This is a genomic window from Brevibacterium sp. FAM 27836, from assembly GCF_051351055.1.
Classification (GTDB): domain Bacteria; phylum Actinomycetota; class Actinomycetes; order Actinomycetales; family Brevibacteriaceae; genus Brevibacterium.
This window is the reverse complement of the sequence record NZ_CP195711.1, coordinates 2,745,067-2,762,724: the sequence shown is the minus strand read 5'-3', so window position 1 is coordinate 2,762,724 and position 17,658 is coordinate 2,745,067. Positions and strand designations below refer to the sequence as shown.

Sequence of the window (17,658 nt, the reverse complement as noted above, 5' to 3'; positions counted from 1 at the left end):
GGCCGGGATGAGTTCGTCGATTGCCGAATTCACGGCCGCGTATTCGCCGCCGATCCCGGCGCCGGTGAGGAAACGGGTGTATGACCCGACCGCTCATCACCAGGGGTTGGCGTCCTGCCACCGACGGAACCAGTACGGGTCGCCCTGATAGTGGGACTTCTCCGGTCGGCACCCGCGCAGATCCGAGTGCTCTCCCAGCCAGGTTCGCACCACGGACTGGACCTCATCCATGCGTTCGAGCCAGTCGTCGAGCGGCAGCAGGAGGACCGCCTCGTCGACGGCTTCGAGACGGCACGAATAGGTCGGCAGTCCCTCGGTGATCTGCGAATGCGTGTAGCTGATCTGGTCGCATCCGGTGGTGAGGTAGAAGCGGATGTACTCGCCGCAGACATATGAGCACAGCGTCTTGAAGTTCTGGTAACGCACAATCCATGCCGGCACCTCGTATTCGGACATAAGTTCTATTATGTGTTACTGAACGTCGTCTCACCAGCCCCGAGCACCATTCCACGTGTAATCGGGCCAGGGCAGATCGATGGGCGCCTCGAAGTCCTCCGCCAAGAGGGGCGGCATCGGCTCAGCGTCGACCCTGCGGGCGAATTCCGATTTCGCGTCGGCCAGAGAGCGGGTGACGAAACCTCTCGATGCAGGTGTCATCCGCATCTCAGCTATCCAGCCCGGCGGCATCTCGCGCAGCCGGTTCTCCATCGGTCTCGGGATCTCCGCCCGCGGGGACGTCAACGCAGTCCGAGAGCTGATTCTTGCCACACCAGCTATCCACTTCGCCGCCCGCACCCACGGCAGCTTCGACTTCATCGCCACCGTCCATGGCCAGGTCTCGAGCGAAGTGCTCGCGACTGTTGAGTCTCTGCGAACCCTGCCGGAGGTCGCTTACCTGGATTCGTGGACCCACCTCGACCTCGTCAAGGAAGGATATGCCCGCAGCGTCGGACACGAGCTGCGCCTGTGAGAGTACGGACGGAAGACAGAATCCGGCTTGCCCTCGCCCCAGGACTGCCTTCAGGGCAGGGTGCAGCCAGTGAGCAGGACCCCGACGTAGGTGGCGATGACCGAGGAGAACAGGACGCAGAAGGCGGCCAGAGCACTGCTCAGAGCCGCAGTCGGCAACAGCCCCGGGGACACCCTGACGGGCGCGACGAGCTGCCGGACCCGGTCGGGTCCGGCGATATTCAGCGCATATGAGCCGCCGAGGTGGCCGCTCTCCCCCACCTGGTGTCCGATCTTGAGAAGAGCACTGGCAAGCGCGGGTGTCCCTGCGACTTTCCGTGCACGGTCGTCGGCCGCGATCTCGAGGTAGAGAGGGACCGAGGCGGCGACCTCGGCGAAGAGCGGGATGAACCGCAGCGGCCGCACGAACGCCTCCACAACAGCCATGACGGCATGGTGGCCTTGGTCGACATGAGCCCTCTCGTGCTCGAGCACCGCCTTCAGCTCGCCTGGCTCCAGTGCCGAAAACAGGTCCTCAGACAGCACCACTCCCCCGTACCTGCGGGGCAGCGAGAACGCCAGAAGACGACGACCGCTCACAGCCTTGACGGTCCGGCCGGCCACCTCGACGTCCACGGCCTCGCGGCTGAGGAGGCGTGCCGTTTCAGCGTTCTCACGATGCCGCCGCCTGGCCAGAAGACCACCACGGATGAGGAATCCGAGGGAGACGACCAGAGGCAGAAGGAGGAAGAGGACGACGGGGACGAGCGTGTCGATCTGAGCACCGCCGAAGGGGTTCGCCGCGATGAGGCAGCGCTGGCACACGTCGCCGATGGGCATCGGCAGCACATCGGGGCCCTTGAGCAGCCATGCCGCCATGAGGCTGAGCGCGGTCACCACGGCCCAGGACAGCAGCGGCAGGGACAGGAGGGCGAACACCGCCACGCGCGGCACGCGCATGAGCACCGGCGCGGCCGCGCGGACGAGAGCAGGGCCGGCCCAGGCGAGGACGAAGGCGAGCGCGGCGACGCACGCACCGCTGATCAGCATGCTCATTCGGCGACATCCTTCGCCTCGAGGTAGTCGCGCAGCAGTCGGATGTCGGCGGCATCGATGCCCTCGACGAAGTGGAGGATCGAGGCCGCTCGGTCTCCGCCGTCGACCAGGGCCGCCCGCATCATCCGCGCAGTGTGCTGCTCACGACTGACGACCGGAGCGTGGAGAACCGAACGGCCGCGACGCTCGCGGCTGACGAGTCCCTTACGTTCGAGGTTGGTCAGCACGGTTGCGATGGTGGTGTAGGCGGGCTCGGCCTCCGAGAGCTCGATGATCTGCCGAACCGTGAGCGGTTCGTGGTCCCACAGCAGTCCCATCACCTGCTTCTCGAGAGCGCCGAGGCGAATCGGCGAGGAGCTCGCACCCCGGTCGTCGGTGTCAGTCATGAGCGGGTACTCCTTTCGGACGTGGGAAGCGGGCACGAGTACTGGCCCTTGAGACGGATGATCACGGCTGCCAGCAGAAGGATGACCGAGACTGCGGCCAGGAGGGGTTGGAGCGGTGCGAAGTAGGTCAAGGCGCCGGTGTAGCCCAGGGCCAGCAGTGCGATCTTGTTGCACACCGGGCATCCGACGGCGAACCATCCGAGCATTCCGCCCACGCCGCCGAGGACACCCGACCGCCCCTCGGAAGCGACCTCCGGGCCGCGTGCCCCTCCCTCGTAAGCGGAGTCCGGGTCGCTCGACCGCCCCTCGGATGCGGATCCCGGGCTGCGCACATAGCTGGCGATGAGCATTCCGAGCAGCAGCGCCGTGAGGATCCACACCGGGTAGTCCCACCACACGGGCGGGATGTCGCGGGCGAAGAGGGCATTGGGGATGAGCACCGTCGCGAACCCGATGATCACAGCGGACCCCGCGGCCGTGGCCGCGGCCACACCGATGCGCCTGCGGTCCCAGAGCAGGAGGCCCCGGTAGGCGTCTCTGAGCGCGTCGACAAACATGAGATCCCCTCTCTGACATGGTGACGACATGAGTCTACTATGCACATTAGTATACTATGGTCCATAGTAAATTGGTCGACTCGATCACACCCGACGCCCTCACCCCAGGAGGCTTTTGTGCTCCGCACCGAACGCGGCCCCATGTTCTGGCTCGTCCCTCTGACCGTCATCATCCTCGCCACTGTCGTCATCGGCATCGTCATCGTCAACCAGGGAGGCTCCGATGCCGATACCCAGGGGCAGAGTACGAGTTCGCAGAACGATTCCGCCGAGGAGGACGTCGATCTGTCCTTCGTCGAGCACAGGGATTCCGAAGAGACGAACGCGGTCGGCGACGTCGATGCCCCGGCCACTCTCGTCATGTACTCGGACTACCAGTGCCCCTACTGTGCAACATGGAACGAGGACACCCTGCCGGCGATGCTGGACTATGTCGACTCCGGTGACCTCCGGATCGAAATGCGCGACCTCGCGGTCTTCGGCGAGGAGTCCGAGCGGGCCGCTCGTGCCGTCTTCGCCGCAGGCATGCAGGATGAGTACTGGGACTACCACAACGCCCTATTCGAAGGCGGCGAGCACCGCCCGAAATCCCAGCTCGACGATGACTCACTCGTCAGCCTCGGCGAGGAGCTCGGACTCGATCCTCTGCAGTTCAAGCGCGACATGAATTCGACTCAGGCCCACGAGGAGTTCGAAGCCGTCTCCGAGGAAGGGCAGTCGATCGGCGTCTCGAGCACCCCAGCCTTCGTCATCGGAGGCAAACCGCTGCTCGGCGCCCAGCCCACTCAGGAATTCATCGACGCGGTCGATGAGGCGCTCGCCCGGGCCGAGGACTGAATCATGACCCGCCCCGCAGCCCGCGCGATGATCCTGCCCGCCTGCCTGCTCACCCTGGCCTCACTGACGGCCTGCACGGGTCTCGATGAGAACAGCGCATCGACCGACCCCAGGCCGGTTCACTCACCGGCCGAGACACTCGATCCGGCCGAGCCGGACGACCCCGGCACCGCCCGCGCCGGAGACAGCGAGACGGGCGTCGTCGACCCCGGCTGGGACATGGCGGCACAGGAGGCCGACGGCGTGTTCCTGTCGCTGCACGAGAAGGACTCGGACCTCGAGTTCCGCGCCGTCGATTCCGCGGGGACGATCCTCTGGACGGCGCTGCGGCCGCGAGTCTGCTCCGGCTTCTTCGTCAGCGAATCCGAGGCCGGCCCCGTGGCCGTCCTCATGGACCAGCAGTCTGGATCGAACAGCTCACTGGCGACGACGGCCTCAGGCTTCGACCTCCACACGGGCAGAAAGCTCTGGGGCCCCGTCGAGGCGCCCGGGCCCCTGCTCGGCAGCGGGCTCGTTTTCGCCGGCGCACCGCAGGACTTCATCGGCAAGGGCGGCCCCCGCGTGGCCCTCGATCCCGCCACAGGGAAGAGGCTGGCTGCCGAGGCCGAGGACTCACCCCGGGTGATCACGCTGCTGGGCAGTCATCTCATCCTCGCCGACGGTGAGATGCTCATCGGCCAGGACCTCGGGGGCCACCGCCTGTGGATCCGCGACGCCGCGGACCTGGGGGTCTCAGCCGGCGAGGCCCGCGAGACGCCATGGGAAGCGATCGGCGGATCCCACGCACTCCTCGGCAGCGCCGGCGACCGGCAGCGCACCCTGATCGACCTGCGCTCTGGCGCCGCTGTCGCCAGCAACATCGACAGCGCCAGCTACGATGCGGGCAGCCGCACCCTCGTCACAAGCGATTCGCAGCTGCACGGCTTCGACCTCGACGGCACGAAGCGCTGGGACGCACCGCTGGCCGACGACGCCGAGCTCTCGGCCGTCGGCGACGGTCGGATCGTCACTGCAGCCGGGGCCGGGAACGGTCCGAACGGAACCGAGACGAGATCGGCAAGTGACGGCCAGACCATCGATGGGGCCGAGGACGATCCGGCCACCCGACGTTTCGGCGCTGCGCACCATATCGCCGAAACCGGCGCCCGCCTCTTCGGCGATCCCGACAGCCCCCTGCTGTCGCCGAAGAAGCAGTGATCGCGGCAGCGGAATTTTCGACCCGGAAGACCGATGATCTATAGTTTACTAAGCATCTTAGTAATCAAGGAGTGAGAGCATGGCCAAGCACGCGGCGCCGCGCACGCAGTACCGCTGGTGGATCCCCGCCGCGGTGGTCGCCTCAGCCGCTGCGCTCGTGCTCATGATCCTCGTCATCGACCGGGGCGAGGACGACGGGACATCGCCCACGGCGGACAACGCCGGCCCTGCTCCGGAAGCCGTGGTCACGGAAGTCGCCGATCCCGAACAGTCCGACCTCGGCGAGGACGGCTCCGCTGACGAATCCGATCCGATGTCCGATGGCCCTGTCGATGCACCGGTCAAGCTCGTCGTCTTCTCCGACTATCAGTGTCCGTACTGCGCCTCCTGGTCGCAGGACACGCTGCCGACGATGCTCGACTACGTCGACTCCGGCGATCTGCGCATCGAGTGGCGAGAAGTCAATGTGTTCGGCTCCGCGTCCGAACAGGCCGCGAAGGCCGCCTACGCCGCTGCCCTCCAGAACAAGCACTGGGAATTCCACGATGCACTGTTCGCCGACGGCAATCCGCGCTCACCCGATGAGCTCACCCCCGAGGCCCTCACCGAGGCGGCCGAGGACATCGGACTCGACACCTCCCGATTCACCACGGACATGAACTCCGAGGAGACAGCTCAGGCCGTGCAGGACAACGCCGAGATGGGCACCGACCTCGGCGCGTTCTCCACCCCGACCTTCATCCTCGACGGCCAGCCCTATGTCGGTGCCCAGCCCACGGACGTCTTCGTCGATGCCGTTGAATCGGCAAAGAAAGGACAGCACTGATGGACATCAGCCTGATCAGCGCCTTCATCGGCGGAATCCTCGCTCTGCTCAGTCCCTGCGCCGCACTCCTGCTGCCGGCGTTCTTCGGATCCACCGTCGGGGCGGGGTCTCGGCTGGTGCTCCACGGCCTCATCTTCTACGTGGGCATGCTGCTCGTCCTCATCCCCTTGGGCATCGGCGCCGGCACGCTCGGGGCACTGTTCACCTCCCATCGCGGCGCGATCGTCCTCGTCGCCTCGGTGATCCTCATCGTCTTGGGCATCGTCCAGTTCTTCGGATTCGGATTCGATCCGGCGAAGGTGCTGCCGGGCGCCGATGCCGCCCGGCAGCGCTCTGCGCAGGCGACGGGCTGGACGAAGACCTTCCTCCTCGGCGCCACGAGCGGGATCGCCGGCGTCTGCGCCGGCCCCATCCTCGGCGCGGTGCTCACCCTGGCGGCGACCAAGGGCAGTCTCGCCCTCGGCGGCATCATGCTCGCCGTCTATGGGGCTGGGATGGTCGTGCCGCTGTTCATCATCGCGGCTCTGTGGACCCGCGTGGGCACCCGGACGCGTTCGGTCCTCCGCGGGGGTTCGGTGACGCTCTTCGGCCGCAGGATCCCGGTCGTCTCGATGGTCACCGGGATACTGATGATCGTCATCGGCATTGTGTTCTGGGCGACGAACGGCTTGGTCTCGGCACCGTCGCTGGTGCCGACGACCACGTTGGCCCATGCTCAGGAGTGGGTGAGCTCCTGGTCCTCGACCACGACCGACATCATCGTCGTCTGCGTGCTGGCGGTGCTCGCGATCGTCCTGTGGTTCCGCCACGAGCGTCGACGCGCCCGCCGCGCCGCTGCCGCGGATCAGCGCGAAGCGTCCTCGGACAAGGACGGTGCGGCCGCCGACCAGAATGACTCGGACGCCTCAGCCGAGGCGTCAGCGAAGCCGTCTCAGTCACCGGGGGCGAAGCACTGAACCATGCGCAGCCGCAGACTCCTCTTCGCCCTCGCCGGACCGCTCATCGGTGTTTTCGCCCTCGCGGGCTGTTCCTCGGCCCCCGACGACTTCGACCGGGCACCGGAGCAGGTCACGACCGATCTCGATGCCGTCGACGCCTCCGATCTGCAGCTGCCGCTCATCATCGAACCCCTCGAACTCGTCGAGCCCGGGTGGGACCTGCCGCCGGCCCACCACGGTGAGGTCTTCCTCTCCGCGAGCACCGGCGACGAGAACCTCGAGTTCTCCGCATTCGACGTCCACGGCTCGATGCTGTGGCAGGCGAAGCGCCCGAGCGGGTGCACCGGCTTCACCGTCAGCGTCGATGGCGACGGCGATCCCCTGGCCGTGCTCACTGATTCCGACTCGTCGACGGACTGTGACGAGGATGTCACCGCCAGCGCCTTCGATCTCGAGACCGGCAAGCAGAAATGGGGGCCCGTGGACGTGCCCGGCCCGATGCGCGGGCCCGGCACGGTCTTCGCCGCCGAGGATGCCGCACCCACTGACGCTCTCGCCCTCGACCCGGCCACCGGCGAGGCGGTGCAGGACGGATCCACGGATGTGCGCCACCTCGGCGAATATCGGGGAACGATACTGAGCATCGACGGTGAGAAGCTGCGTGCCACCGGTGAGGAGTCCTGGGAGCTGTCACTTCCGGACAACGGCTGGAACGCCGATGAGCTGCGTGCCGCGCCCGGGGCAGACTCGGGTGAGAAAGTCATCCACCTCGACGCCGGCGACGGTGTCGGGCCGGTGCTCGACCGGAAGACCGGTGAACTGCTCGATGACGATGCCCGCGGGGTGGCTGCAGACGCGAACACCGGGGCCATCGTCACCCTCGGAGCGCAGGGGCTGACGGTCATCGATGACACGGGTAAGAACGAACTGCCGGTCTCTGTGCCGAAGACCGTCGAGCTCGAGGCAGCCGTCGGGGGCCTGATCTATCTGCGCGAAGAAGGCACACTGCGGGTCCACAACGCCACGACGGGCAGTCTTGCCCGCGGCTATCCGGCCGAAGGCTCGGGTGTGGTCGCGGTTCCGGTGGCGTTCACCGAAGAGGGGCTGGGCACGCTGCAGGCCGGCGATCGGACACTGCTGGCCACGGACCGCGTCGTCGAGGATCCCGAAGAGTCCTGAGGAGGCGCCTGGACAGGTTCGGTCAGAGGGTGCCGACAGGACCGGTCAAGGATCTTCTCAGAGTCTCGTCCCGCTGAAACGCAGGGCGCCCCGTTCTCAGTCGCCCGGTCTCCCGACGGCTTGGCGGGCCGCTGCGGCGACGAGCGCACCGAGTTCTGCGAATCTCTCGTCGGGGATCCTCTCCTGCGGTCCCCAGATGCTGATGACCCCGATGGGGCTGTGCTGCTTTGCCCGGATCGCAGCCGAGACACCGTGCACGCCATGCTCCAGCTCTCCGGCGGCGACGCTGTAGCCTGCAGTTCGGATATCAGCGAGCTCGGCTTCCAGTTCCTCAGTACGCGTGTGCGTGGACTCGGTGTGACCGGTGAGCGGCGCGGCAAGAACGGCGCGCGTATCACTCTCGGGAAGCCACGCCAGCATCGCCTTGCCTGCCGAGGTCGCATGCAGCGAGACCCTGCGCCCGATCCACCGCACGGTATCAGGCTGGGAGTCGGCGGCACCTTCATCGAAGTCATCCGCGACTTCGTGACCCTTCTGCTGCCGGTCCGCCCCGAGGGGATCCGCACGGCCCTGCACTCCCTCAAGCTGTGGCCAGTGCTCGACGGGGCCCGCGGCCGACCACGCGCCGATGTCGATGCCGCTGTCGAGGCGATCAGCGTGATCGTCAACTGGGCCCTGGCCGACAGCACGGTCTCCGAGCTCGAGGTCAATCCGCTCATCCTTCGACAGGCCCCAACCACTGTCGAGACCATCGGCACGACGGCTCTGATCACCCTCGACCGGCCGAAGGCCAACGCCGTGGACGTCGCAACCAGCAAGGCCCTCTACGCGGCGTTCTCGAAGTTCGAGGCCGACCCTCAGCTGCGGGTGGCGGTGCTCACCGGCCGTGGCACGCGCTTCTTCAGCGCCGGCTGGGACCTCAAGGCCGCGGCCGGGGGTGAAGCAGTCGATGCCGATCACGGCCCCGGCGGCTTCGCCGGACTCACCGAGTACTTCACCCGGACGAAGCCGATCATCGCCGCCGTCAACGGCTTGGCCTTGGGCGGTGGCTTCGAACTCGCCCTGGCCGCCGACCTCATCGTTGCGTCCTCGGCAGCCGAGTTCGCGCTGACCGAAGTGCGGCTGGGCATGATCGCCGACTCCGGCGGGGTGCTGCGCCTGCCCAAACTCCTGCCCACGGCAGTGGCTCTGGAGATGCTCATGACCGGACGCCGGATGGGCGCGGCAGAAGCCGAACGGTGGGGCTTGACGAACCGGACCGTCGAGCCTTCCGAGGTCGTCAGCAGCGCACTCGAACTCGCCGAGGAAATCAGTTGCGGGGCGCCTCTGGCACTGCGGGCGATCAAGGAAGTGGTCTTGGCCACCCAGACGCTCGACGTCGAGGAGGGCTTCGCTCTCATGCGCTCGGGCCAGCTCGAGGGCTACCAGACGATGCTGAGCTCGGCCGATTTCTGCGAAGGTTCGCTGGCCTTCGCAGAGAAGCGCGGTCCTGTCTGGCAGGGTCGCTGACTACCTGTGCTCGGCACTGGGATGCACCCTCGGTTCAGTGTGTCGTGCGCGCCGCGCGGATGAGCACGAGGGCGAGCAGCACGCACAGCAGATAGGACGCTCCGACGGCGACCCAGCCGAGCGGGAACCCGCCCGGCGAACCGACGACCACGCCCATTCCCAGCGGGCCGATGGCGAAGCCGAAGAACATTCCGGCCGTGACCATGCCGCTGGCCGAAGCCATCGAGCCCGCGGGGATGACGCGCATGAGCGCGGCCATGAGCACCACGGAGACCCCGAGTGCGGAGATGCCGTGGAAGGCCACGGCCAGCCACACCAGCAACGGCGAGCCGGCGGCGTCGGCGGTGAAGAAGAGGATCGCTCCGGCCAGGGCGATGAGGGCGAGGACGAGCAGAAGATGCGCCCCCGAGGCGCCCTTGGCCATGCGTCTGGCCCAGGTGACGCGGGCGATGACGCCGATGACTCCGGCCAGAGCCGCGGTAGCGCCGCCGAGGACGAGGGAGAAGCCCATCTCCCGCACGGCGAACAGGGGCATGTACACATTCGTCGCCTGCACGCCGATGCCGTTGATGAGCCCGAAGGCGGCCAGCGCCCACACCATTGCCGGGTGTCGGGCCGGTCCCGCAGGGGACGGTGCACGGCTGCGGTCGGCCGCCTCGGCGGGTGTGGCTGGGGTTGGGGTGCTCGGTGCCGCCTCTGCGGGCGCGTCTGCGGTGCCGACCTGTGAGCTCGGGGCGGGCAGCAGCGGGGTGGTGCGCAGGGATCGCCAGGTCATCGCAAGCAGGATGAGTGGAATGATCGCGACGGTCAGGGCGGCGCCGCGCCAGCCGACGCCGATCGCAAGCACGGGAAACACGAGGCTCGCAACGAGTTGGCTGACCTGGACTCCGGACTGTTTGATGCCGACCCAGCCGATCCGCTTGGCGACGGGGACGCGCTCGAGGAGGATCCGGTTGGTCACCCCGTTGGGGAAGGATTGGGCGATGCCGGACAGGCCTGCGGCGAGGAGCAGCATCCAGAACCCGTCGGGCACGGCCACCAGCAGCAGAGCGAGCGTGGCGAGGACGAAGATGAACGCCATGAGCGAGAGGTCGGAGTGCCGGTCGGCGAGCCTGCCCAAGGTCGCGTTGCCGATGGCCGCGGTGCCAAAGCAAGTGGTGGCCAGGAGACCGAATTGGGCTTCGGAGATGCCGAGCTCGGCAATGATCGAATCGCTGGTGGCGCTGAGGCCGTAGAGCAGGATGGGCCCGGCGGCCACGGCACCGAGGAGGACGGTGAGCAGCCCAATTCCCGGGGCTTTCCGGTCACTGCCGGTCATCGCCGACCTCTGCCGCTCATCCGAAGCTTCCCATCGCTGTTCTGTTCGTCTTGCTCCAAATGAGCATGGTATCCGGTAGGAGGCAGAGCCGGTCAGATCAGTCCACGCGCTCGGGATACGAATACACGTTGAACCTGCCCCTGCGGTTGAATCCGATGACGGTCACGCCGACCTCGCGGCCGTATTCGACGGCCATCGCCGAGGGGGCGCTGACCGCCGACATCATCGGAATGCCGGCCATCGCACATTTCTGCACGAGTTCGAACGACGCCCTGGCCGAGACCTGCAGAACGGTCGATCGCAGCGGCAGACCCCGGTTGGCCATGGCCCAGCCGATGACCTTGTCCACGGCGTTGTGCCGACCGACGTCTTCACGTCCGACGAGCAGTTCGGGTTCTTCTCGGGGATCTTCACCGACAGCGAAGAGTGCTGCGGCGTGGACTCCCCCGGTCTTGTCGAAGATCTCCTGGGTCTCGCGCAGCCGGTCGGGAAGCTCACCGATCCGGGCGGCCGAGATCAGCCGCGGGAACTCATAGTCTTCCTCGTCTTCGAGATGGCAGGAGGCGGGGATGAGCGGGAACGCCGAGGTCTTCGTGACCGCATCGGCGGCTGCGGTTCCGCAGATTCCGCACGAGGAGGAGGTGTAGACATTGCGGGCCGGGGCCGACTCGGGGTTCCACACCCCCGGTCGCAGTCGCACGCGGGCGACGTTGTAGTTCCGGGTTCCGTCGGGGGCGATTCCGGCAGAGAAGTTGATCTCCTCGATGTCATCCATCGCGGTCACGACCGCCTCGGAGAGCAGGTATCCGGAGATGAGCTCGACATCGTTCCCGGCGGTGCGCATGGTCACGGTGTACTGCTCACCGTTGAGCTGGATCTCCAACGGCTCCTCTCCTGCCAGGGAATCAGGTCCCGCGGAGATCTCGCCGGTGGCGTCGAACTTGTGGACTCGGGCGCGGACGGCCTTGCGCATCTGCATGGCTTCAGACCCTCGGTCCGTGATCGGTGGTGTCCTCGACCGACGTCTGGATGTGCTCGAGGAGGTCGTCGATGACCGTGATGCCGTCCTTGACCCCGCCCTTCGAACCGGGGAAATTGATGACGAAGCTGCGACCGCGCACACCCGCGACGCCGCGACTCATCACCGCCGTGGAGGTCGATTCCAGGCCCTTGCGCCACATCGCATAGATGAGCCCCGGCGATTGGCGCTCGAGAAGTTCGGCGGTGAACTCCGGGGTGCGATCGTCGGGGGCGAGCCCGGTGCCGCCGCTGGTGACGATGACGCGGGGACGTTCACCCTCCGGGGTGTCGACGAGGAGCGCGCGCAGCGCCTGACCGACGGGTTCGCCGTCGCGGACGACGACGGCATCGGGGGTCTCGTATCCGCGGCAGCGCAGCCAGTCGACGAGGATCGGGCCCGTGGTGTCGGCGGCCTCTCCCCTGGCCGCCGAGGTGGAGGCGATGATGACGGCGGCGGACCGTCCGGCGCCCAGGAGGGCATCGCCCTGACCATCGGCGGCGGAGTCGGTCACGTTCGTTGCAGTGCTCACGTCTCCATCGTACGTCCCACACTCCTGCACAGTCCGGCCGAACCTGACTACAGCTGGACTTGCAGCGTGGGCGGACTCCTGAAATGGTGGTCGGTCACAGCGGGACGAGATCAGTGAGGATTCATGGTGAGTCGGGAAAGTAGCATGGGCTCGGCACACTCCGAGTCATCGGCGAAGGGGCGCTCTCTGCGCGAGAAGTTCAGGAGACCTCCCCGCCTCCTGCCGGGAACGACGATGCTGGTCGTATCCTGCCTGTGCCTGGTCGGTCTCGGCCTGCTCATGGTGCTGTCCGCAACATCGATCACCTCCTATGACGGCTCGAGCGCCTCGTCCTTCTCCGTTTTCGCACGGCAGGGGGTCTTCGCAGTGGCCGGACTGACAATGATGGTCCTGGCCGCGCTCACTCCCGTCCGGGTCTGGCAGCGGATCGCCTGGCCTCTCATGGGCGGCGGTCTGCTGCTCCTCGCGCTGCCACTGGTGCCGGGGTTGGGCACCACGGTCAACGGAAGCACGAACTGGCTGCGGATCGGAAGCCTGCAGGCACAGCCTTCGGAGCTGTTCAAACCCATCCTCGCGGTCTGGTTCGCCGTGGCTCTGGCGCATCTGACCTCCCAGCACTACCGCCCCCGCAAGCTCCTGCTCACCCTCACTCCCGTCATCGTCGCGGCCGGGTTCATCCTCCTCGGAGGCGATCTCGGCACGACCCTGGTGCTCATGCTCATGGCATTGGCAGCGCTGTTCGTGTCCGGAGTGCCGAAGCGGTACTTCGCCATCGCCTTCGGGGTCATCGCAGCGGGCGTCACGCTCCTGGTCATCTCGAGCCCGTATCGGATGGCGCGAGTGCGTGCGATGTTCGCCAGCGACGCCCAGAGCGAGGCCGACGCCCTGGGCCAGCACTGGCAGTCCAACCACGGCCTGTTCGCTCTCGCCTCCGGAGGATGGACGGGAGTCGGTCTCGGAGCCAGCCGCGAGAAGTGGTTCTGGCTGGCCGAGGCCCACAACGACTACATCTTCGCCATCATCGGCGAGGAGATCGGACTCTTCGGAACACTGGCAGTCGTGGCTCTGTTCGGTCTCATCGCCGTGGGGCTCATACGCGCCTCACTGATGAGTCGGAACAGGCTGACGAAGATCCTGGGTGCGTGCGTCCTCGCCTGGATCGTCGGGCAGGCTCTCATCAATATGGGAGTGGTGACGACCCTGCTGCCGGTCATCGGAGTGCCCCTGCCGCTGGTGTCCTATGGCGGATCATCGCTGGTGGCCACGCTGACCGGCGTCGGCATCGTGCTGGCCTTCGCTCGCGCCTCTGACCCGGGTGCGGAACGCCCGCCTGCACACGGTTCGACGACCGATGTGAGCAAGACCGACCACCGCCGAGGCGAGCGCCGGGTTTCGCGGACATCAACGTGAGTCTCGTCCACCGTTGCCCTCTCACTGCCGGATGCGGACGATGGTGTTCGAAGAGCCGTACACGTGAGAGAGGACCCGATGGCGACTCCGAATGCGATCACCACTGGCCGGGGCGCCGATATCGACTCGTGGAAGCACCGCCTCGATGGCGGCTGTGCCCGCTTCTATGCACCTTTGAGCGTCGTGACCTTCGCGCTGACCTTCTTCGCCTATTACGCATCCGAGCCCGACAGCTCGGTTCGATATGGCAACCTCTGGCAGGAAGTCGCGCGGACCGGTCACAGCTTCGATGTCGCGGCCGTGCTCGTATTCCTCGCCGTCATCGTGCTCCTGGCCGTGGCAGCGCTCGAGAAGCTCGGTCCCGCTGGGCTGATCGCCTGTGCCACCGGGGCGGTCGTCATCGGCTCGATGCTGCTGACGACTCCTGGTTTCCAGCGCAAGCCCTCACTCACCGAGGCAGGGATCCTCGACGTCGCATTGAGCTTCCTCAGCGCCGCCGTGCTCCTCGGCCACGGACTGACCCTGATCATCCTCGACCTCGGCGAAAGGCGCCGCCGAGGCAGACCATCGGGATCGGCGCATGCGAAAAGCGCTTGAGAGACAGGCCGCGAATGTCTTCGAATGCCCATGGTCGGCCCGACTCACGGGCCCTGTGGGGATCCGTCCCGTTGCGAACGGATGAGATCGCTCTTCGCCGAGAAGCCGATCATCAGGGTCGGAACCGTGAGGACAAGGGCCCAGGCGACTCTGCGGGAGCGCTGTTCCCCGCAGAGGGCCACTCTGAACGTCTTTTCGGTCTCGAGCCTGTTCACCTTGGCTCTCGCCGTGGCGGCGACGCCGATGTCGGCGGCAGTGTCCATCGCGAACTCGGTCTCTTCGAACATGCTCACGGGGTAGGTCGTCGTCGGACCGAGGGCAGGGAAGCAGATGAAATGATCTCCCTCATAGAACCGCTGGTTAGCTCCATGACTGCCGAGCGTCGGAAGAATGAGCAGCAGGAAGATGACAACCGCGCCGCTCCAGGCGAGGATCCTCTTGCTCTTCGAACTCGACTCCAGACGCGTGTCCTGCCGCTGTGAGGATGCAGAAGTCCGCGCGGAGTGCGGATCAGGCGATGATTGTTCGTGTTCGGACATGTCTGACAGTGTGGCTGCAGGCAATGCCGGGGTCGAGGGCTTCACACGCCTCATAACGATGCCCGCGAGCTCCCCATGTCGATCCGGGGAAGTCCGGTCGCCCCTACCGTGCCACCGCATTCAGTGTCGCGTCATCATCGACCACCATCGTGTGATTGCAATTTCACCCACTCATGGAGAACGCTGTGCACGCTGCGAAGGGCGGCAGGGAACTCGACGGACTCCCCGCCTCGGCAAAACAGTGGTCGCCATCGGATGCTTCGTGCGCCGAAAAGTATCCGATCGTGACCACCGCTTGAGCCGCAGGCCCGCGCTATGAGTCTGCAGCGGATCCTCCAGCCGCTCCCGCAGCGGATCCTGCACCTGTTTCCGCGCCCATGCCTTACCCCCACTTCAGTCCAGGTATTGTGAGGACGAATCGCAGCGAGTGAGACGTCGGCAGAGGAGGCACAGTGGAGGAGCTGTCACTGAGCACGCTCATCTGGCTGCGGATGGCCCGCTTCGTCCAGAACAGCAATCAGCTGTCCAATGAGCACCTGCGTCGGTTCGGACTCTCCGTCGCCCAATTCGAAGCCCTGGCCCATATCCGCAACTTCCAGCCGATCACTCAGACCGACCTGGCCCGCGGACTGACGGTCAGCGGAGGCGGCATCTCCCGGATGCTCGCTCGCCTCGAGCGCGAGGGCCTCATCTGCCGGCAGCAGGACTGGAAGACCAAACACATCACGCTCACCGACAGGGGCGCCGAGGTTCTTGCTCGGGCCTACCCCTCGCAGCTCGAACAGCAGGCGTCGCTCTTCGACGAGGTCCTCGACGAGGAGGAGAAGACGACGCTGCACGCGCTGATGAAGAAGCTCTACGAGCACAGCGTCGATCGTCGCTCAGATGCTGACCAGCACCCCGCGCCCGAGCAGGCTCCGGAGACCGAGCAGGCTCCGGAGACCGACCCCTCGGATGAGACCAGTCCCTCGGAAGAGACCGACCCGCGCTGAGGAATAATTCGTCGCAATCATCAGTTGACATGGCAAATGACATTCTGAGGTCGCCCGTTCCGGTCGGCCACCCTGCCACAGAAGAGAGACGATGAGCACAAACGCACCACAGCAGACCACACCGGTGATGGACCAGGTCGGCATCGACCCCGGCCAGGGTCTGCAGTTCGGGATGTACAGCCTCGGCGATCACCTGCCGAATCCCGCCGATGGCACACGTGTCAGCGCCGGCGAGCGCATCCGCGAATTCGTCGGCTACGCCCTGGCGGCCGAGCAGGCCGGGTTCGACTTCTTCAGCGTTGGGGAGAGCCACCAGGAGTTCTTCGCTTCCCAGGCCCACGCCGTCATCCTCGGCGCCATCGCACAGGCGACGAACACGATCCGCATCGGCAGCACCTCGACGATCGTGAGCACCTCGGACCCGGTGCGGGTGTTCGAGAACTTCGCCACCATCGACCACCTCTCCGACGGGCGCGCCGAGCTCGTCGCCGGACGTGCCTCCCGCGTCGGCCTGTTCCGCCTTCTCGGCTACGATCTGCGCGATTACGAGGAACTGCACGAGGAGAAGTTCGACCTCCTGCGCAGAATCAACACCGAGGAGCGCGTCACCTGGTCGGGACAGTTCCGCGCGCCCCTCGACGACGCCGAGGTCCTCCCCCGCCCGGCCCATGGCAGCCTTCCGATCTGGCGCGCTGTCGGCGGCGCGCCCGCGAGCGCGATCAAGGCCGGTCTGGCCGGTGTGCCCATGGTCATGGCCCATCTGGGCGGGACCACCTCGTCGTTCAAACCCACGATCGACGCCTACCGAGAAGCGGCCCGGCATTCGGGCTTCGACCCTGCCACACTGCCGGTGGCCACCGCCGGCTTCCTCTACACGGCAGAGACCTCGCAGGAAGCCCTGCGCGAGTTCTACCCGCACATCAACGAGGGAATGAAGCGCACCAACGGGCAGGGCATGCCCAAACAGCTCTTCGCCCAGAGCGTCGACCCGGCCAGCATCGTCAACATCGGCAGTGCCCAGCAGGTCATCGAGAAGATCCTCCACCAGCACGAGGTCTTCGGCCATCAGCGCTACCTGGGACAGATCGACTTCGGCGGCATGCCCTATGACCGGGTGATGGCTCAGATCGAGACACTCGGAACGGAGATCATCCCCGCCGTGAAGAAGTACACCGCGAAGCCCGAGGGCACCACCACCGAGGAGAACGCCCCCATCGAGGAGAACGCAGAATGAAGCTCGTCGCCCTGTCCGGTTCGAACGTCGGCACGAAGACTCGGACCGTCATGGAGCATGTCACCCAGACCGTGATGACTCAGGATCCGACCATCGAGGTGACGCTGATCGACCTCGCCGAGCTCGACATGGTCTTCGCCGACGGCCGGAATTTCACCGAGTACACCGGCGACACCGCACGGGTGGCACAGGAGGTCATGGACGCCGACGCGGTCATCATCGGCACTCCGATCTTCCAGGCCTCGATTCCGGCGGCGTTGAAGAACGTGTTCGATCTGCTGCCGGTCGACGCCCTTCGCGACAAGGTTGTGGCCATGGTCGCCACCGCCGGATCCGCCAAGCACTACCTCATCCTCCAGCAGCAGCTGCTGCCCATCCTCACCTATATGAAGGCCCAGGTCGTCAGCCCGTATGTGTTCGTCGAGGAGAAGGACCTGCACCGGGGCCAGATCGTCAACGAGGATGTCATCCAGCGGCTCGATCGTTTGGTCGAGGACTCCATCGTGCTGACAACCACCTTCTCCCGCATCCGGGAGGACAGGGAGGCCGCCTACGGGTTCTGAGCCCGGCTCGATCCCGATCGCG

21 protein-coding genes are annotated in these 17,658 nt (G+C 66.4%); 12 read left to right on the top strand and 9 right to left on the bottom strand.

The window, feature by feature from the left end; all coding sequences use genetic code 11:
- Positions 1–96: 96 nt before the first annotated feature.
- Positions 97–456, bottom strand: a complete 360-nt coding sequence (locus tag ACSE4D_RS12415) for a hypothetical protein (protein ID WP_135538955.1) — start codon at positions 454–456, stop codon at positions 97–99.
- Between the two features lie 79 nt (positions 457–535).
- Here ACSE4D_RS12415 and ACSE4D_RS12410 point away from each other — a divergent pair, with 79 nt between their 5' ends.
- The gene (locus ACSE4D_RS12410; protein WP_167854387.1) at positions 536–970 is read left to right on the top strand and encodes a hypothetical protein; all 435 of its coding nucleotides are present in this window, start codon (positions 536–538) and stop codon (positions 968–970) included.
- A gap of 50 nt (positions 971–1,020) precedes the next feature.
- Here ACSE4D_RS12410 and ACSE4D_RS12405 read toward each other — a convergent pair whose 3' ends face one another.
- The 3 genes from ACSE4D_RS12405 to ACSE4D_RS12395 are packed head-to-tail and all read right to left on the bottom strand — an operon-like array spanning position 1,021 to position 2,947.
- The gene (locus ACSE4D_RS12405; protein WP_426937171.1) at positions 1,021–2,004 is read right to left on the bottom strand and encodes a M56 family metallopeptidase; all 984 of its coding nucleotides are present in this window, start codon (positions 2,002–2,004) and stop codon (positions 1,021–1,023) included.
- Complete coding sequence (locus tag ACSE4D_RS12400) at positions 2,001–2,390, bottom strand: BlaI/MecI/CopY family transcriptional regulator (RefSeq protein ID WP_425120120.1); 390 nt, start codon at positions 2,388–2,390, stop codon at positions 2,001–2,003. The genes ACSE4D_RS12405 and ACSE4D_RS12400 overlap by 4 nt, the downstream gene beginning before the upstream one ends.
- Entirely contained in the window at positions 2,387–2,947 is a 561-nt protein-coding gene (locus ACSE4D_RS12395; protein ID WP_425120119.1) for a hypothetical protein, read from the bottom strand. The genes ACSE4D_RS12400 and ACSE4D_RS12395 overlap by 4 nt, the downstream gene beginning before the upstream one ends.
- 117 nt (positions 2,948–3,064) lie before the next feature.
- On the opposite strand from ACSE4D_RS12395, the gene ACSE4D_RS12390 reads away from it, so the two are divergent.
- From ACSE4D_RS12390 to ACSE4D_RS12370, 5 genes are all read left to right on the top strand, one after another.
- On the top strand, positions 3,065–3,784 hold the full coding sequence (locus ACSE4D_RS12390) for a DsbA family protein (RefSeq protein WP_426937169.1): 720 nt from the start codon (positions 3,065–3,067) through the stop codon (positions 3,782–3,784).
- Positions 3,785–3,787: 3 nt separating this feature from the next.
- Complete coding sequence (locus tag ACSE4D_RS12385) at positions 3,788–4,981, top strand: hypothetical protein (protein WP_426937168.1); 1,194 nt, start codon at positions 3,788–3,790, stop codon at positions 4,979–4,981.
- 79 nt (positions 4,982–5,060) lie between these two features.
- Complete coding sequence (locus ACSE4D_RS12380; RefSeq protein WP_436326018.1) at positions 5,061–5,807, top strand: DsbA family protein; 747 nt, start codon at positions 5,061–5,063, stop codon at positions 5,805–5,807.
- A complete protein-coding gene (locus ACSE4D_RS12375; protein ID WP_436326017.1) occupies positions 5,807–6,763 on the top strand; it encodes a cytochrome c biogenesis CcdA family protein in 957 nt (318 codons plus the stop codon). Before ACSE4D_RS12380 ends, ACSE4D_RS12375 begins: the two co-directional genes overlap by 1 nt.
- A 3-nt stretch (positions 6,764–6,766) precedes the next feature.
- Positions 6,767–7,924, top strand: a complete 1,158-nt coding sequence (locus ACSE4D_RS12370) for a hypothetical protein (RefSeq protein WP_436326016.1) — start codon at positions 6,767–6,769, stop codon at positions 7,922–7,924.
- A gap of 96 nt (positions 7,925–8,020) precedes the next feature.
- Here ACSE4D_RS12370 and ACSE4D_RS12365 read toward each other — a convergent pair whose 3' ends face one another.
- Entirely contained in the window at positions 8,021–8,398 is a 378-nt protein-coding gene (locus ACSE4D_RS12365; RefSeq protein ID WP_167854389.1) for an IclR family transcriptional regulator, read from the bottom strand.
- Here ACSE4D_RS12365 and ACSE4D_RS12360 point away from each other — a divergent pair.
- Entirely contained in the window at positions 8,366–9,433 is a 1,068-nt protein-coding gene (locus ACSE4D_RS12360) for an enoyl-CoA hydratase-related protein (protein WP_135538975.1), read from the top strand. The genes ACSE4D_RS12365 and ACSE4D_RS12360 overlap by 33 nt on opposite strands.
- Positions 9,434–9,467: 34 nt before the next feature.
- Here the strand turns inward: ACSE4D_RS12360 and ACSE4D_RS12355 are convergent, their stop codons facing one another.
- From ACSE4D_RS12355 to ACSE4D_RS12345, 3 genes are all read right to left on the bottom strand, one after another.
- Entirely contained in the window at positions 9,468–10,751 is a 1,284-nt protein-coding gene (locus tag ACSE4D_RS12355) for an MFS transporter (protein WP_135538977.1), read from the bottom strand.
- Positions 10,752–10,848: 97 nt separating this feature from the next.
- Positions 10,849–11,730, bottom strand: coding sequence for a formate dehydrogenase accessory sulfurtransferase FdhD (gene fdhD, locus ACSE4D_RS12350; protein WP_135538979.1), 882 nt, complete (start codon positions 11,728–11,730; stop codon positions 10,849–10,851).
- Positions 11,731–11,734: 4 nt separating this feature from the next.
- Entirely contained in the window at positions 11,735–12,301 is a 567-nt protein-coding gene (locus ACSE4D_RS12345; protein ID WP_240689699.1) for a MogA/MoaB family molybdenum cofactor biosynthesis protein, read from the bottom strand.
- 234 nt (positions 12,302–12,535) lie between these two features.
- Between ACSE4D_RS12345 and ftsW the strand changes: the two genes are divergently transcribed.
- Both ftsW and ACSE4D_RS12335 read left to right on the top strand, forming a co-directional pair.
- A complete protein-coding gene (gene ftsW, locus ACSE4D_RS12340) occupies positions 12,536–13,711 on the top strand; it encodes a putative lipid II flippase FtsW (protein WP_426937166.1) in 1,176 nt (391 codons plus the stop codon).
- Positions 13,712–13,789: 78 nt separating this feature from the next.
- The gene (locus ACSE4D_RS12335) at positions 13,790–14,308 is read left to right on the top strand and encodes a hypothetical protein (RefSeq protein WP_135538982.1); all 519 of its coding nucleotides are present in this window, start codon (positions 13,790–13,792) and stop codon (positions 14,306–14,308) included.
- A 44-nt stretch (positions 14,309–14,352) separates the two neighbouring features.
- Here the strand turns inward: ACSE4D_RS12335 and ACSE4D_RS12330 are convergent, their stop codons facing one another.
- Complete coding sequence (locus ACSE4D_RS12330; RefSeq protein ID WP_135538984.1) at positions 14,353–14,847, bottom strand: hypothetical protein; 495 nt, start codon at positions 14,845–14,847, stop codon at positions 14,353–14,355.
- A 452-nt stretch (positions 14,848–15,299) separates the two neighbouring features.
- Between ACSE4D_RS12330 and ACSE4D_RS12325 the strand changes: the two genes are divergently transcribed.
- From ACSE4D_RS12325 to ACSE4D_RS12315, 3 genes are all read left to right on the top strand, one after another.
- Positions 15,300–15,839, top strand: coding sequence for a MarR family winged helix-turn-helix transcriptional regulator (locus ACSE4D_RS12325; protein ID WP_135538986.1), 540 nt, complete (start codon positions 15,300–15,302; stop codon positions 15,837–15,839).
- A gap of 91 nt (positions 15,840–15,930) precedes the next feature.
- A complete protein-coding gene (locus ACSE4D_RS12320) occupies positions 15,931–17,073 on the top strand; it encodes an LLM class flavin-dependent oxidoreductase (RefSeq protein WP_426937164.1) in 1,143 nt (380 codons plus the stop codon).
- Complete coding sequence (locus ACSE4D_RS12315; protein ID WP_426937163.1) at positions 17,070–17,636, top strand: NADPH-dependent FMN reductase; 567 nt, start codon at positions 17,070–17,072, stop codon at positions 17,634–17,636. The genes ACSE4D_RS12320 and ACSE4D_RS12315 overlap by 4 nt, the downstream gene beginning before the upstream one ends.
- Positions 17,637–17,658: the final 22 nt, after the last annotated feature.

Bases quoted from the DNA above. Each gene is read 5' to 3' on its own strand.
- ACSE4D_RS12415 (WP_135538955.1), bottom strand. From the start codon at position 456: ATGTCCGAATACGAGGTGCCGGCATGGATTGTGCGTTACCAGAACTTC.
- ACSE4D_RS12410 (WP_167854387.1), top strand. From the start codon at position 536: ATGGGCGCCTCGAAGTCCTCCGCCAAGAGGGGCGGCATCGGCTCAGCG.
- ACSE4D_RS12405 (WP_426937171.1), bottom strand. From the start codon at position 2,004: ATGAGCATGCTGATCAGCGGTGCGTGCGTCGCCGCGCTCGCCTTCGTC.
- ACSE4D_RS12400 (WP_425120120.1), bottom strand. From the start codon at position 2,390: ATGACTGACACCGACGACCGGGGTGCGAGCTCCTCGCCGATTCGCCTC.
- ACSE4D_RS12395 (WP_425120119.1), bottom strand. From the start codon at position 2,947: ATGTTTGTCGACGCGCTCAGAGACGCCTACCGGGGCCTCCTGCTCTGG.
- ACSE4D_RS12385 (WP_426937168.1), top strand. From the start codon at position 3,788: ATGACCCGCCCCGCAGCCCGCGCGATGATCCTGCCCGCCTGCCTGCTC.
- ACSE4D_RS12380 (WP_436326018.1), top strand. From the start codon at position 5,061: ATGGCCAAGCACGCGGCGCCGCGCACGCAGTACCGCTGGTGGATCCCC.
- ACSE4D_RS12375 (WP_436326017.1), top strand. From the start codon at position 5,807: ATGGACATCAGCCTGATCAGCGCCTTCATCGGCGGAATCCTCGCTCTG.
- ACSE4D_RS12370 (WP_436326016.1), top strand. From the start codon at position 6,767: ATGCGCAGCCGCAGACTCCTCTTCGCCCTCGCCGGACCGCTCATCGGT.
- ACSE4D_RS12360 (WP_135538975.1), top strand. From the start codon at position 8,366: ATGCAGCGAGACCCTGCGCCCGATCCACCGCACGGTATCAGGCTGGGA.
- ACSE4D_RS12355 (WP_135538977.1), bottom strand. From the start codon at position 10,751: ATGACCGGCAGTGACCGGAAAGCCCCGGGAATTGGGCTGCTCACCGTC.
- fdhD (WP_135538979.1), bottom strand. From the start codon at position 11,730: ATGCAGATGCGCAAGGCCGTCCGCGCCCGAGTCCACAAGTTCGACGCC.
- ftsW (WP_426937166.1), top strand. From the start codon at position 12,536: ATGCTGGTCGTATCCTGCCTGTGCCTGGTCGGTCTCGGCCTGCTCATG.
- ACSE4D_RS12335 (WP_135538982.1), top strand. From the start codon at position 13,790: ATGGCGACTCCGAATGCGATCACCACTGGCCGGGGCGCCGATATCGAC.
- ACSE4D_RS12330 (WP_135538984.1), bottom strand. From the start codon at position 14,847: ATGTCCGAACACGAACAATCATCGCCTGATCCGCACTCCGCGCGGACT.
- ACSE4D_RS12320 (WP_426937164.1), top strand. From the start codon at position 15,931: ATGAGCACAAACGCACCACAGCAGACCACACCGGTGATGGACCAGGTC.
- ACSE4D_RS12315 (WP_426937163.1), top strand. From the start codon at position 17,070: ATGAAGCTCGTCGCCCTGTCCGGTTCGAACGTCGGCACGAAGACTCGG.